This is a genomic window from Flavobacterium granuli, assembly GCF_031456055.1.
Lineage (GTDB): Bacteria > Bacteroidota > Bacteroidia > Flavobacteriales > Flavobacteriaceae > Flavobacterium > Flavobacterium granuli_A.
On sequence record NZ_JAVDTX010000007.1, the window covers coordinates 222756 to 236969 of the forward strand.

The following is a 14214-nucleotide window of genomic DNA, read 5'->3' on the forward strand; positions in this document are numbered from 1 at the left end:
TTCATTTGAAGCAAGCTACCGAAGTAGCGCGTATAGCCCGACAGCATTATAAAAAGGGGCGACTAAGCGATGCTAAAAGTCAGCCCCTTTTTATAATGGTGGCACGCCCAAAAGATTATTATTCTAAGGAATCAATATAATTTTCCCAGTGCTTTTTCGGCTTTCAAGATAATCGTGAGCCAATTTTCCTTCGGATAGCTTGAAGATTGTCGGTGCTGCAATAGTTATATCGCCATTGGCAATCCAATCAAATAATTGATGGGCTCTTTTGATACGCTCTTCTTTTGATATCAAATAACTCCATAAATCGCCACCGGTCAATGTTTTGGATGTATCCATCAACATTCTCGGGTTTACCAATTCAGGATCACCACCGGCCATTCCAAAAAATACGACTTGGCCACACATTTTGGTTACTTCAAAACTATCAGTCAAATTACTGCCAATACTGTCGTAAACGGCATCCACACCATTTGGACAAAAATCGAATACTTGTTTTTTCCAATCTTCAGAATAAAGAAAAACTGCGACGGCCCCATTTTGTTTAGAAACTTCAGCCTTATCAGAAGAAGAGGTTAGTCCAATAACTTTAGCGCCTAAAAGTTTGCTAATTTGTGTCAAGAATTGCCCAACTCCACCAGCCGAAGCATGAACCAATACGGTTTCTCCTTTTTGGGTTTTATGACTGTCGGTTGCCAAATAATGGGCAGTCAAACCTTGTAGTAAAATGGTGGCGGCGATTTCGAAAGAGATATTGTCGGGTAGTGGAATTATATGTTCTAGCGGAACGGCAACGAACTCGGCATTGGCAAAAGGAACATCGGCAAATGCGACTCTATCACCAATTTTAAATTCTGAATTTCCATTGGTTTTCACCACAATTCCAGCACCTTCATAACCAGCAATAAAAGGAGGATTTCCTTTGAGATGATAATTTCCTTTGCGTCTATAAACATCGGCAAAGTTGAGGCCGATTGCTTTCATTTCGACCAATATTTCACCTGATTTTAGTTCTGGTGAAGGGATTTCTATATATTCAAGTACATCAGAATTTCCAAATTTGGAGAAGGTAAGTGCTTTCATTTTTCATTTTTTTGAGGATACAAAGAAAGCTAAATTTTAGGAGTTAACGAGCGTTTGGAAAGTTATAAAAGTGAAATCAAAGGTCAATTAGGAATCAATTATTAATCAAAAGAGAGTGTAATTTTGTTCGATTAAAATTCCCTTCTGGATTTTGTTGTATTTCCATAAAATAATCCAATTGCCATTTCTGTGTTTTTTGTGCCTGTTTGCTCGTTGTTATATCCCAAGGTGGATAAACTCGAATAGCACGTTTTCCTTCTTTTTTATCAGTTACTATTTCCTTGGTTATCAAAATTGATTTTGGAAAAACAAACATTCCGAAGTGATTGCCTGTTCGAGCACTGATAATAAATAAGTCAATTGGGTCGGTAGAATCAAAAGGCTGAATTGGACCTTTATTTATTCTTTTCCACAGCGTAACAAATTGACCAGTTTTGGTAGGAGTAATTTTTGCAGTTCGAAATAGAATGTTTAAATTATTTAACACAAAAGTACAGGCTCCATATTCTGAACTTTCGGCTTCTAGAGTGGGTTGGGTGATTTCGAAATTAGAATTGCGAAAAAGTATTTCTTGGATTAAAATTAAGTCTTCTGGAATACCTTCTGAAGCAGTGAAAGTCTTGTTTGTCTTCATTTGAGAAATTTAGTCTTTGTAAAATAAAAAAACCGAAAATGGATTTCGGCTTTTTATAAATTGAGAATTACTTTTTAGTTTTCAATTTATCTTTGAATACTTTTTCAAATTTCTCTAGCTTGGGCTGAATGACCATTTGGCAATACGGCTGGTTTTTATTATTGGCATAATAATTTTGATGATAATCTTCGGCTTTGTAAAACTTTGTGAAAGGCTCGATGGTAGTCACGATAGGATCATCAAACGCTTTAGCTTTTTTTAATTCGGCAATAATAGATTGTGCTTCTTGTTTTTGTTCTTCATTAGTATAAAAAATTACAGAACGATATTGTGTCCCTCTATCGGCACCTTGTCTATTTAGCGTTGTTGGATCGTGAACAGTGAAGAATACTTTGAAAATTTCATCAAGATTGGTCACGTTTTTGTCAAATGTAATTTGAACTACTTCTACATGACCCGAAGTTCCAGAACAAACTTCTTCGTAACTGGGATTTGCACTTTTGCCTCCGGAAAAACCCGAAACAACAGATTTTACTCCTTTCAAGTTTTCATAAACAGCCTCTACGCACCAGTAGCAGCCTCCGCCAAGAGTTATGGTTTCAAAATTTGATTGTGTCATTTTTTTTGTTGTATTATTGATTTGAGAAAATAGTGTTACGGTAAATAGCAAACAGGCTAAAATTATTGTCTTCATTTTGATAAAATTTGAGTTTTATTTAGCATCAGGCACAAAATCAAGTGCTATGGAATTCATACAATATCTTTTGCCGGTAGGAGCAGGGCCGTCGTCAAATAAATGTCCCAAATGACCGTCACATCTACCACAAAGTGCTTCTATTCTTTCCATTCCAATAGAATTGTCATTTTTGAATATGATGCTTTTTTTGTTTTCTTGTTCAAAAAAACTTGGCCAGCCACAGCTACTTGAAAATTTGGCTCCCGAACGAAAAAGTAGATTGCCACAAGCCGCGCAATAATAGGTTCCTTTTGTATCAGTATTCCAATATTTACCTGTAAAAGCTCTTTCAGTATCGGCTTTACGGGAAACCAGATAAACATCTTCGGGCAATATTTTTTTCCATTCAGCGTCATTCAGATTCAGTTTTTTAGTATCGGTATGAGAGTAGTATGGATTTCCAGGTTTACTTTGGAAAGTTTCAACTGGAACCATTTTATTGCTTTTCGTTTCTTTACTCTGCCCACAAGCTTGAAAAATAAATAAAGTAAGTATTAGTAAAGTGCTTAGAAATGATATCGTAGTTTTCATGTTATTTGTTTTTATATCCAAAAGGAAAGGACAATTTACAATCAAAATGGCGGGTATTTTACAATTCAATTTCTATTTATATAATTTTTAACTATTGTTAGTTACGTTAAAAATGTCTTTTTTGTTTTGAAGGAGAAATAGATAAGATGTTTTTCTATATACCAATACGCATATTGATTAAATGTTTTTTGAATCCTACCTTTTCGTATGCTCTTATCGCCGACGGATTATCATTATAAACATCCAGTCGCATTTCAAATATATCTTGCGATTGAACCCACTTGCTCAATGCTTCAATGATTTGAGTGTTTACTCCTTTTCCTCTGTGGTTTGGATGTGTAAACATAAAACCCAAATAAGCATATAATTTGTGGTTCAAATAGGGTTTTGCGTTCTCTATTCTCGCATATCCTGAGCCAATTATTTGTTCATCCAAAACAGCAACAACAACTTCTACATCGGAGGCCGAAATCATTTTTTCTATGTTGTAATAACTTATTTTACCATCTTTCAACGTTGGGTCAAATGGGCGTTCGGCGACGATAATTCCTTGTTCAAATTCTAGAAGTATAGCTAGATCATCTAAGGTTGCTTTTCGGATATAAATCATTGTCTTGCTGGTGAGTTTTATAGTATCAAATATACGAAAAGGAAATGTAGAATTTCTATGGTCCGTATTCCAATATTTCTTGGTATGCTGTCGTTGTATATTTCATTTGATGCAGTTTTTATTGGTGCAATCTGAAATAACTAACGGAGTTAAAGCCTTTGGAAAGCGTAACTTTTTTGTACTTTTGTTTCATTAATACATAATATGGAAGAAGAACAAGTAATATTAGTAAACGAATTGGATGAACAAATTGGTTTAATGGCCAAATTGGAAGCACATGAAAAAGCCATTTTGCATCGTGCTTTTTCTGTTTTTGTTTTAAATGATAAAAAAGAAATCATGCTCCAACAACGAGCGCACCAAAAATATCATTCCCCGTTATTATGGACAAATACCTGTTGCAGTCATCAACGAGATGGTGAAACAAATATTGAAGCCGGTAGTCGTAGATTGTATGAAGAAATGGGGTTTAAGACAGACTTAAAAGAGCTTTTTAACTTTATTTACAAAGCTCCTTTCGATAACGGTTTGACTGAACATGAACTTGACCATGTAATGATTGGGTATTATAATGACGAACCTATGATTAATACTGAAGAAGTTGAAGATTGGAAATGGATGAAAATTGAGGATATACAAAGTGATATGGTTTTAAACCCAGATATTTACACCGTTTGGTTCAAAATTATTTTTGATGAATTTTATCATTTTTTAGAAGAACATACAATATAAGATTACAAATTTCTAAAATTAAACTCCTAAATCTAAAATTCCCCCTATGAGAGTAACCATATCGAGAAAAGCCCATTTTAACGCAGCTCATCGTTTATATAGAAAAGATTGGACTTTTGAACAAAATGATGCAGTCTTTGGAAAATGTAACAATCCTAATTTTCACGGACATAATTATGAATTAATCGTAAGTGTTACGGGTGAGATAGAGAAAGAAACAGGCTATGTTATGGATGTGAAATTTCTAACCGATATTATTAAGGAGGAGGTTGAGGATCAATTTGATCATAAAAACTTGAATCTGGATGTACCTGAATTTCAAGATTTAAATCCCACAGCAGAAAATATTGTAGTGGTGATTTGGAATAAAATTCGAAAAAAAGTAAAATTGAATTTGGATTTGGAAGTGGTTCTTTATGAGACACCTCGAAATTTTGTAACCTATAAAGGAGAATAAATGGAATTGAAAGTAGGAGATAAAATTCCAAATTTTAAAGCAAAAGACACCAATGGAAATGATTTTGACAGTCAGGAATTGATTGGACAAAAAACATTGGTTATTTATTTTTATCCAAAAGACAATACGCCTGGATGTACGGTTCAAGCATGTAGTTTTAGAGATGAATACGAGGATTTTAAAGATTTGGGTGCGGAAGTAATCGGAATTAGTAGTGATGGTGTCGCATCGCATCAAAAATTTGCCCAACAGTATAAGCTGCCTTTTATACTTTTATCAGATTCGGATAAAAAAATAAGAAAGCTTTTTGGGGTGCCTTCAGGTTTGTTCGGAATATTGCCCGGTAGAGTTACTTATGTTGCCGACAAAACCGGAACAATAATTATGATATTTGATAGTATGATGGCAAAACGTCATATTCCAAAAGCGCTTGAAGCGGTTAGAGAATTAAAACAATAAATAAGAAAATAATATTGTGGTTTGATTAAAAGATAAAAATTTCTAAAAAATATAAAGCATGAATTCAAAAATTTATCCATTACAGTTTAATGCAATTCTCAAAGAAAGAATTTGGGGCGGTGAAAAATTAAAAACAATTTTGAATAAGCCAATCACATCTAGTATTACTGGAGAAAGTTGGGAGTTGTCCACAGTTGAAGGTGATGTAAGTGTTGTTGCAAATGGTGATTATAAAGGAAAAGCATTGACGGAATTAATCAATGAGTTTCCAAATGAAATTTTAGGAACAGCAGTTTATAAAAGATTTGGAAATCAATTTCCGTTACTTTTTAAATATTTAGATGCTCGTGAAGATTTATCGATTCAAGTACATCCTAATGATGAATTGGCCAAAAAACGCCACAACTCTTTTGGTAAAACCGAAATGTGGTATGTTACTCAAGCTGATGCCGATGCCAGAATTATTGTTGGTTTCAAAAATGATTCTAGTTCAAAAGAATATGTGGAGCATCTTAATAGCAATACACTGATTGATATATTGGATACCGTAAAAGCAAAACCAGGAGATGTTTTTTTCTTGGAAACGGGTACGGTTCATGCTATTGGAGCAGGATTGGTCATAGCCGAAATACAGCAAACCTCGGATATCACTTATCGTTTGTACGATTTTGACCGAAAAGATGCTCAAGGTAATACTAGAGAACTTCATGTTGATTTGGCTTTGGATGCTATAAATTACAATAAAGTGGATACTTATAAAGAGTATACTAAGGAGGTGAATAAATCGAACACTGTAGTTGACTGTCCTTATTTTACAACAAATTTTATACCACTAGAAAATGAAAAAGCGGTTGAGAATTCTGGATTGTCCTTTGTAGTGTATATGTGCATTGAAGGCTCTTTTGAATTAGAGTACAATGGTGTAGCTTATCAATATATAAAAGGCGATACAGTGCTTATTCCTGCTGCGATGAAGAGTTATAATCTAAAGGGAAAAGCTTCTATTTTAGAAATTTACATTTCATAGTTGGGAATAGAAAGATTATGTGTACTTTTGCAAACGCAAATTAAATAAAAAATAAAATGGCAAACGTTAAGAATTTAAAGAAAGACATCAACTACGTTTTAGGAGATATTATTGAAGCAGTTTACTTGTTTGAAATTTCTACAACAGGAAAACCTACTGAAGAAACGAATGCATTGATTGACGAAGCTATCGCTGCTTTTGATGTTTTGATCACTAAAGTGAATGCTAAAAATGTTGAAAACAAAAAAGCACATTTCAAACAAATAAATGTAGAATTGGAACAAACTGCTAATCAATTGATTGGTAAAATCAACGATTTGCAGTAAAAAAAAGGGCAAAAAAAGTTTGAATTTATTTTGGAAAAACGAAATTCAGACTTATATTTGCACCCGTAATGAGTCGCCAGCGTAGCTCAGTTGGCTAGAGCAGCTGATTTGTAATCAGCAGGTCGTGGGTTCGAGTCCCTCCGCCGGCTCTTTAAAAAAAACCATCTATTCATTTAGATGGTTTTTTATTTAAGTTGGCACATTACAAAATATATTGAGTCCGCCAGCGTAGCTCAGTTGGCTAGAGCAGCTGATTTGTAATCAGCAGGTCGTGGGTTCGAGTCCCTCCGCCGGCTCTTTAGTAAAACCATCTAACTTTTGTTAGGTGGTTTTTTTGTTTTAGGACTGTTTGTAATTTGTATAAAAGGTTTTTAAGAATCAGAAGAGTTTTTGATTTCTATTGGTTCGCGAAAGGGATAGAAACTAGCTACCAAAGTAGCGTGGATAGCTCGACCGCATTTTGGGAAGGGGGCGAGTACGCGATATGTGGAGTGGGCCCCTTTTCATAATGGGGTTTCGCCTAAATGAACTTTGGAGAACTGATGAGATAAATGGCCTTTTGAATTAGGGATATAAAAAAACCGCCTAGTGATAGGCGGTTTTTGATTTATAAAATAATTTGAATTATTTAGATTCAGTTTCTTTTATGGTATTAACATATTTAGTCAATTTTTTACCGTAAAGTGAGTTGGCTACTTTTGGAGTCATTGATTTTTGAATGGTATCCAAATATTTGATATTGATGTCATAAATTTCAGCTAAAGCGATGTATGGCGAAACTTCATGGTCTTTATTGTTTACTGCAAAATTGGTTGCGTAAAGATATTTGCGTTTAATATTGTTGTCTTGCAAAGTGTTTATGCTATCTATTGCTTTTGCATTGTTGCTTTTTATAGCTTTGAATTTTTGCTCAATCAAGGTTAAATTTTCGTCAGTGAAGCGAGAATTTATTTTTTTGTATTCCTCATATAATTCGTGGTTTTTTGACCCCGTGATTTTTGCACTTGTAATAAATGAATCTAGATTAGTATCGATATTGATAGTTCCAGGCTCTGCAAAAAATGTAATGTTGTTGTCAAGTGAGTTAGTCACACCTCTGTCAAGATATAGATACAACATTTCAGGAGATTTTAAATCAATGTTACTTTCAAAAGCAGAATTTCCATCAATCTTGATACTGTCGATGGCTACAAGTGAAGAGTCAGCATATCTTTGAATGTACAAAGTTCCTTCTTTTAATCCTTTGATGTTTCCTGTGATATGTAGGTTTGTTTTGGATTCATTTTTGTTACAAGCAACCAAAAGGAATAGGGTAACAAAAGCAATAATTGAATTTTTCATGTGTAAATAAATTTGTTTTTTTTGGGAACATAAAAACGCTATCCTTCATTGTTGAATTATGGCGATTTCAGTTTTGTTTATTTTTGGCGCAAAATAAAGAAAATTGTTGGAATGAATCGTTTTAATTAGAGTGAATTTCAAAAAAAATCCCAATCTAGTTTTAGATTGGGATTTTGTGTAAGGTTGTTAAGATTATCCTTTCAGCCAGGCTGTTCTTAAAGCAGCTTTAGATGGATCTGTAGCTTCAGGTCCATCTGAATCTACATAAGGTAATTTTACGTTTCCTTTTACTATTTCTTCTTTTCCATCACGTTTAATTTTGATAGAAATTGGATCATTCTCTTTCCATTTTTGACTATCGCTAATCATGTCATAGATATTTTGAAGAGAATATGGTTTGTCGTTGATAGAAAGGATAATATCTCCTCCCTTAAGCCCTAATGACGTATAGAAAACGTGCAGCTCTTTCTCTTTAGCGACAAAAATTTCACCATTTTCTTTGTTTACGCCAACATATGGAATTTGGCCTTGAAGAAATATTCCTTCGGGTGTTTTTTTGGTAACTTTAGTTACGCCTACTTTTGCTAAATAGTCATAATATGGGATTGGAGTAGGTCCAGAAACGTATTTGGTTAAAAATTCACCAACTTCTGGATAAGTTAATGAAGTTATTTTTGCAAATAATTCGTCATCATTAAATGGTTTTGAAACCCCATACTCATTTGATAACTGATGCATTAAATCTAATATTCCTCTTTTTCCATTACTGCTTTCTCTAATTTGGATGTCTAGACACATACCAATTAATGCTCCTTTTTGATATACATTTAAGTATTGATCTTTATAAGGCTCAGTTAGTACATTAGTACTCATAGTTGTAAATGGCATTGTGTCATTCAAAGCGTTTGCACCTTCTATTTTTTCGGATATACGAGAATAGAATTCGTTTTCATCAATTAATCCTTGATTGATTTGGAAAAGATTGGCAAAATATTCAGTTACTCCTTCGTACATCCATAAATGTTGTGACATTTTTGGGGCGTTATAATCAAAATACTGAATTTCTTTTGAGTGGATTGTTAATGGAGTTACGATATGAAAAAATTCATGTGAAACTACATCTTTCATTTGTTTTACCAATTCGTCTTTCGGCATCATTTCTGGCATAACTACAGTAGTTGCAGTAGGATGTTCCAGTGCTCCAAAGCCCTTTGCATCGGTAGGGGACATTGTAGATAGATAAAGAATTACAGTGTATTTTTTTGTGGAATTGATTTTTCCTAAAAAAGTTTTTTGAGCAGTCATCATTGTTTTCATTTCGGGAGTAATACTCTCTGCCGTGAATTTTCCTGATGGTGAGTATACAGCAATTTGAATATCCATACCATCTACAGTATAAGAAGTGTAGTCAGGTTTGGAATACATGATTGGGTTTTCTATTAATTCTGAATAAAGTGGCATTTCAAAAATGTCCACAGTTTTGGAGGCATCTTTGTCAATCATTGAAGTTGCTCCCCAAAGTGTTTCAGGATGAGTAATGGTAACTTTATAAGGAGTCTCTTTTTTTTCTTGAAAGTATCCAACAAAACCATGCAAGTTTAGCATGAAGTTTTTATTCACATCTATGTTCGTACCAGTTGGAGAGAATACATCATCTTTCCCGAAACCTCTTCCTTTTTCAGTGTCGAAGGTGTCGTTTACTAGGTATGTAATTTTTGCTAATGATTTTGCTTTTTTGATTGACCAAGTGTTATCATCAGTTTTGGTAACTGTCAATAAGTTTCCTTTGCTATCATACGCTTTGAAATCGGCAACATATTTTCCGTAATCATCTACTGAATAGGTTCCAGGAACTATTTTTGGTAGGCTATAGGTAATTTCGTCAGTTTTGATTTTTGGCGCTTTTACCGTAACCATAACTTGGTCGTCTTTTACATCAATAAGATTGATGTTGACTTCAATTTCTTCTTTTCTTGAATCTACAGGATTTGTAGTGCTAGCTTTGCTTGTCCAAATAAGAGAAGAAAAAGCAAATGCAAAGATTATTTTTTTCATTTTGTAAGTGTTTGTTTTGTGCATTAGTATTTTAAAATCTAAAAATGTTACAAAAATGTTTCAATTTAAGAGGTTTTTGTAAAAAAATAACTAAAAAAATGTAGTTGTTATTCCTCGGAAAGAACTGTTTATTGTTTCAAATGCCAATGTGTGCTGTATTTACAGTGTTCAACTGTTAATCAATGTTTTTAAAAATGGAATAAAAAAAACTCCTGAATTTCAGGAGTTTGAAAGGTTTGGTTAGTCTAGTTTGTTTTTTATGTAATATTTTCCATCTAAATCTTCGTCAAAATCATCGATTTTAAGAGGTTTCGGCTTTGGTTTACTTGCAATAGCTTTCTTTTTCCACATTTCATATTTTTCGGTTGGCATTTTCTTTTTCATAATTTCAAGAACCTCTTTTTCGTCTAAGCCGAATTCTTTCTTGATAATCTCAAATGGATTTCTCTCCTCTTGGGCCAATGTAACAAGTCTTTCTGTTTGTTCCCAGTTTAATTCTTTGCGGTTACTCTTTTTCATCACGTGAAAATTAATTCTATTTGGTGTTAATGATTAATAAATCTGATTTTAAATCTTATACCAATATTAATAAAAATTATTATTACTTTTTATTTTAATTTAAAAAAATATTCAAATTTTTAATTCTTTTATTTTAGGGATATTTCTAATAAAGAATATTGTGAATGTTTTACTGAATGACTCTAAAAGTAAGGTTTATTCGAGAACTAATAATTTTTGTAGTTTTCGGAACTTGATGTTTCCAAAAATGCTGTGTAGTGCCTTTCATCAATAACAAACTCCCGTTTTGTAAAATAAGATTCTTTTTTTGAGTAGTATCAAAGTTGTGTTTCAATTGAAAGTTGCGTTCTGCTCCTAAACTTAATGATGCGATTACTGGATTTATACCTAATTCTTTTTCGTTATCTGCGTGCCATCCATTGCTATCGCTCCCATCTCTGTAATAATTCAATAAAACGGTTGTAAAATTTGTATAGGAAGCACTTTCTACAAGCGATTTAATTTTTTGTAGAGTCAATGTCCAGTGATGAGGATGCATCGTTATGTTAGAGTAGGAGTAAGGCTTTCCTTCATTTCCATATAATGCAGTTAATCGTGGCTGTAAATGTTTTTTGCCATAAACCGTAATTTCATCCTGTTGCCAAGGAATGTTTTCAAGTAGTTCCTGAAATAGAGAATCAGCCTCCTCTTCTGAAAGAAAAGCAGGGAAGTAGATGATTTCAGCATCAGGTAAATTAAAAGTTATAGGTTCGGATTGAAAGAGTGAATTCATATTACAAAAATAAAGAGAAAAACAAAATCTAGTATTTCGTTTTTCTCTTTATAATTTATTTTGGGTCATAAAATCTAAACCTCGGAATGATCTTGCAGTAAATTTTTATAAATAAAACCAGCCACAATAGCACCTAAAATAGGAGCAACCCAAAACAACCAAAGTTGGGATAATGGTTCACCGCCTACGAAAATAGCTTGAGACAATGATCTTGCAGGATTTACAGAGGTATTTGTAATTGGAATACTAATTAAGTGGATAAGAGTAAGTCCGAGTCCAATAGCAATTCCGGCAAATCTTCCGTTGGCAAATTTATCTGTGGCGCCAAGTATAATTAAAAGGAAAAACAATGTCAGTACAAATTCGGCAATGAAAGCAGCTTGTAAAGAATATCCATCTGGAGAAAAGGCACCATATCCATTAGATGCAAAAGCGCCAGCCTTTGTGTTGTCTATTGCAAATCCTGCTTTTCCAGAGGCAATTGTATACAGTGTTCCTGCAGCAGCAACTGCACCTACAGATTGGGCTATAATATAAGGGAGTAATTCTTTGGTTGAAAATCTTCCGCCAGCCCATAATCCAAAAGAGACAGCTGGATTAAAATGCCCTCCTGAAATATGTCCAACAGCATAAGCCATGGTCAAAACAGTTAAGCCGAAGGCCAGTGAAACTCCCACAAATCCAATTCCTAAATCAGGTATGCCTGCCGCAAATAATGCGCTACCACAACCTCCAAAAACCAACCAATAAGTTCCGAAAAATTCTGCAAAAAGTTTTTTCATGATAAAAAAATTTAGTTAATAGCTAATTGGTAAAAATGTTTAAAATAGTTTCTCAATACAAAATCTTTGTAATTTAATAAGAATTGTATGGATTACGAATTTATAAAAAAATTAACAAATAATAGCTATAACTATATTTTTTTAATGTTGATAATCAGAGTGATTGCTCTTTTTTGAAATTAACATTCATTATTATAATGGCCAATATTATAAGGAGTATGCCTATCCATTGTAATAAAACGACTTCTTCATGAAGAAGGAAGTAAGCCATTAAAACAGATACAGGAAGTTCAAGTGCTGAAACAATACTTCCTAATCCAATTCCAGTAAGCGGAAATCCAGCATTCATGAGCATTGGCGGAATGATTGTGCCAAAAAGAGATAGTATGATTCCCCATTTAAGGAATATTGTAAAATTGAATGCTGTATTTTGTGTAGTGATTGCAAAGACAAAAACAATTATGGCTCCTCCCAAAAGCATATACAAACTGCGTTGTGCAGAAGAAATTCCTAAAGCAACTCGATTAGCAGTAAACATAGTGGTTGTAAATGAACAGGCGGCTAATATTCCCATTACAAGCCCTCGCCAATCTAATTGAATTTCGTTTTCAAAGATGTTGGTAGCCAAAAGAGTTCCTATTAAAACCACAAGAGCTGCTACGATTTTTTGTATTGAAGGTATTTTTTTTTCCAAAATCATTTCTAGTAATAAACCAATCCATACCGTTTGCATCAACAATACAATGGCAATAGAAACAGGAATGTATTTGACGGCCATATAATAAAAGACGCTAGTCAAACCCATAGAGGTGCCCGCAATCATCAACTGAAATATGTTTTTCTTTGTGGCTTTGATAACTTCATTTTCGCTTTTCGCTTTTTGAAACCAATTAATAATGAGAATTCCGGTAATTCCTAATATAAATTGTGAGATAGTTACTTCGGCGGTAGTGTAGCCTTCGTCATAAGCCATTTTTACAAATGTTGCTAGCATTCCGTAAGTAGTCGCGCCAAATCCTACCAAAAAAACTCCTTTGAGTGTATTGTTTTTAAACATGTTTGTGAGTGTGTTATTTTTTAGCGATTTCTTTGGTGATAAAGAGAAATCTATTTTGTTTAAATAGTCGGTTGTTGTTCTTTTTCAAGCTCTTTATGGGTCAGATCACTCAAATGCAAACGCAGAGCTTCAACCGAAATGTTAATCTCCCAAAAGCAAAGTGCCAAAGAGATTAACAGAGCGAGCAAACTGAAACCAAATAAGTAAATTCCAGTCAATTGATAATCTAAGAATAATACCAGCATTGTAAAAACAGACAGAAATAAACTCAACACACCTGCCATCTGCATAAAGCGAATTAGTGTCAATCGCAGGTTGAGGTTTTTTATTTCCAGTAAAATCATTCGATTCTCCTTTTCTTTATAGGCTTTCTTCAGGCCGCGTATAATGGTCGCGAGTGTCAAAAACCGATTAGTGTAAGCCAGCAATATTAATGAAGTAGCCGAAAACAGTAAAGCAGGAGTTTCTATATGAAGTGTCATTAATGTAATTTTTAGGTTGCAAAGTTCGTTTTTTTTGAGGAGTAATAAAAACCACAAGTATAGTTTGTAGAAGGTCAAATGAAAGGGTAATGTATAAAGTAGTCAAAATCCCAATACTCAGGAGCTATTTCCCGCTATCCGCTGCAATCTTGTGGTCCGAACCCCGGACCACAAGGATTTCCGCTACTATCGGGGCTAGGGCATGAGGTTTTTCATCAGAAAGAAAGTCAAAGATTCATACGTTATATATAGGAGTAGAAATTACTAAAGGAAATCCGCTCCTTATATATAGGAGACATGGTTTGAAAAAGGAAAGATCCACAGAAATTCATTCTTATCACATTTTTTAAAGCATCAACAGCCCCAAAACAAATCCAAAATAGGGCAAGATTGATTAAATTATCAGAAAGGGCCTATTGAAATTTTGAAATCGATAAAAAAGGGGATGTGTAAATTTCAATATATCAATACGTTAAAAAATAAATGTAAAATTAAAGTAAAATAAATGTAAAAAGTCATTGTTTAAACGAATAAACGTGCTACTTTTGCACCCGCAACAACGCACAAGTTCTTTCACATACTGACAAGCAAACGAATTGAAACTGAAAATT

At 33.7% G+C, this 14214-nt stretch carries 17 protein-coding genes and 2 tRNA genes; 7 read left to right on the forward strand and 12 right to left on the reverse strand.

Features of this window, described 5'->3' with window-relative positions; all coding sequences use genetic code 11:
• Window positions 1-123: 123 nt before the first annotated feature.
• The 5 genes from J2W95_RS15570 to J2W95_RS15590 form a co-directional block, all read right to left on the reverse strand.
• The gene (locus J2W95_RS15570) at window positions 124-1083 is read right to left on the reverse strand and encodes a quinone oxidoreductase family protein (protein WP_310008642.1); all 960 of its coding nucleotides are present in this window, start codon (window positions 1081-1083) and stop codon (window positions 124-126) included.
• A gap of 94 nt (window positions 1084-1177) precedes the next feature.
• Window positions 1178-1717: a MepB family protein gene (locus J2W95_RS15575; protein WP_310008644.1), complete on the reverse strand. Its 540-nt coding sequence runs from the start codon at window positions 1715-1717 to the stop codon at window positions 1178-1180.
• A gap of 67 nt (window positions 1718-1784) precedes the next feature.
• A complete protein-coding gene (gene msrA / locus J2W95_RS15580; RefSeq protein ID WP_310008646.1) occupies window positions 1785-2411 on the reverse strand; it encodes a peptide-methionine (S)-S-oxide reductase MsrA in 627 nt (208 codons plus the stop codon).
• An 18-nt stretch (window positions 2412-2429) separates the two neighbouring features.
• A complete protein-coding gene (gene msrB / locus J2W95_RS15585; RefSeq protein ID WP_310008648.1) occupies window positions 2430-2984 on the reverse strand; it encodes a peptide-methionine (R)-S-oxide reductase MsrB in 555 nt (184 codons plus the stop codon).
• A gap of 154 nt (window positions 2985-3138) precedes the next feature.
• The gene (locus J2W95_RS15590) at window positions 3139-3594 is read right to left on the reverse strand and encodes a GNAT family N-acetyltransferase (RefSeq protein WP_310008650.1); all 456 of its coding nucleotides are present in this window, start codon (window positions 3592-3594) and stop codon (window positions 3139-3141) included.
• 204 nt (window positions 3595-3798) lie between these two features.
• Here J2W95_RS15590 and idi point away from each other — a divergent pair, with 204 nt between their 5' ends.
• The 7 genes from idi to J2W95_RS15625 all read left to right on the forward strand — a co-directional run bounded on the left by idi (window position 3799) and on the right by J2W95_RS15625 (window position 6891).
• On the forward strand, window positions 3799-4326 hold the full coding sequence (gene idi, locus J2W95_RS15595; protein WP_310008652.1) for an isopentenyl-diphosphate Delta-isomerase: 528 nt from the start codon (window positions 3799-3801) through the stop codon (window positions 4324-4326).
• 46 nt (window positions 4327-4372) lie between these two features.
• Window positions 4373-4783: a 6-pyruvoyl trahydropterin synthase family protein gene (locus J2W95_RS15600; RefSeq protein WP_310008654.1), complete on the forward strand. Its 411-nt coding sequence runs from the start codon at window positions 4373-4375 to the stop codon at window positions 4781-4783.
• Window positions 4784-5242, forward strand: coding sequence for a peroxiredoxin (locus J2W95_RS15605; RefSeq protein ID WP_310008656.1), 459 nt, complete (start codon window positions 4784-4786; stop codon window positions 5240-5242).
• Window positions 5243-5300: 58 nt separating this feature from the next.
• Window positions 5301-6269 (forward strand): type I phosphomannose isomerase catalytic subunit, encoded by a 969-nt coding sequence (locus J2W95_RS15610; RefSeq protein WP_310008657.1) that lies wholly within the window; start codon window positions 5301-5303, stop codon window positions 6267-6269.
• A 56-nt stretch (window positions 6270-6325) separates the two neighbouring features.
• On the forward strand, window positions 6326-6595 hold the full coding sequence (locus J2W95_RS15615; RefSeq protein ID WP_111410923.1) for a hypothetical protein: 270 nt from the start codon (window positions 6326-6328) through the stop codon (window positions 6593-6595).
• 75 nt (window positions 6596-6670) lie between these two features.
• A tRNA-Thr gene (locus J2W95_RS15620) sits at window positions 6671-6744 on the forward strand.
• 73 nt (window positions 6745-6817) lie between these two features.
• A tRNA-Thr gene (locus J2W95_RS15625) sits at window positions 6818-6891 on the forward strand.
• 328 nt (window positions 6892-7219) lie between these two features.
• On the opposite strand, the gene J2W95_RS15630 is transcribed toward J2W95_RS15625, so the two are convergent.
• From J2W95_RS15630 to J2W95_RS15660, 7 genes are all read right to left on the reverse strand, one after another.
• Entirely contained in the window at window positions 7220-7936 is a 717-nt protein-coding gene (locus tag J2W95_RS15630) for a DUF4369 domain-containing protein (RefSeq protein WP_310008658.1), read from the reverse strand.
• 192 nt (window positions 7937-8128) lie between these two features.
• A complete protein-coding gene (locus tag J2W95_RS15635) occupies window positions 8129-9991 on the reverse strand; it encodes a M61 family metallopeptidase (RefSeq protein ID WP_310008659.1) in 1863 nt (620 codons plus the stop codon).
• A 240-nt stretch (window positions 9992-10231) separates the two neighbouring features.
• Window positions 10232-10510: a DUF2805 domain-containing protein gene (locus J2W95_RS15640; protein WP_310008660.1), complete on the reverse strand. Its 279-nt coding sequence runs from the start codon at window positions 10508-10510 to the stop codon at window positions 10232-10234.
• Window positions 10511-10679: 169 nt separating this feature from the next.
• On the reverse strand, window positions 10680-11282 hold the full coding sequence (locus J2W95_RS15645) for an alpha-ketoglutarate-dependent dioxygenase AlkB family protein (protein WP_310008661.1): 603 nt from the start codon (window positions 11280-11282) through the stop codon (window positions 10680-10682).
• A gap of 74 nt (window positions 11283-11356) precedes the next feature.
• Window positions 11357-12064 carry an aquaporin Z gene (gene aqpZ, locus J2W95_RS15650; RefSeq protein ID WP_310008662.1) on the reverse strand — a complete coding sequence of 236 codons (708 nt, stop codon included), beginning with the start codon at window positions 12062-12064 and terminating at the stop codon, window positions 11357-11359.
• Between the two features lie 154 nt (window positions 12065-12218).
• Complete coding sequence (locus J2W95_RS15655; protein ID WP_310008663.1) at window positions 12219-13121, reverse strand: EamA family transporter; 903 nt, start codon at window positions 13119-13121, stop codon at window positions 12219-12221.
• 59 nt (window positions 13122-13180) lie between these two features.
• On the reverse strand, window positions 13181-13603 hold the full coding sequence (locus tag J2W95_RS15660; protein ID WP_310008664.1) for a DUF2721 domain-containing protein: 423 nt from the start codon (window positions 13601-13603) through the stop codon (window positions 13181-13183).
• Between the last annotated feature and the right edge of the window lie 611 nt (window positions 13604-14214).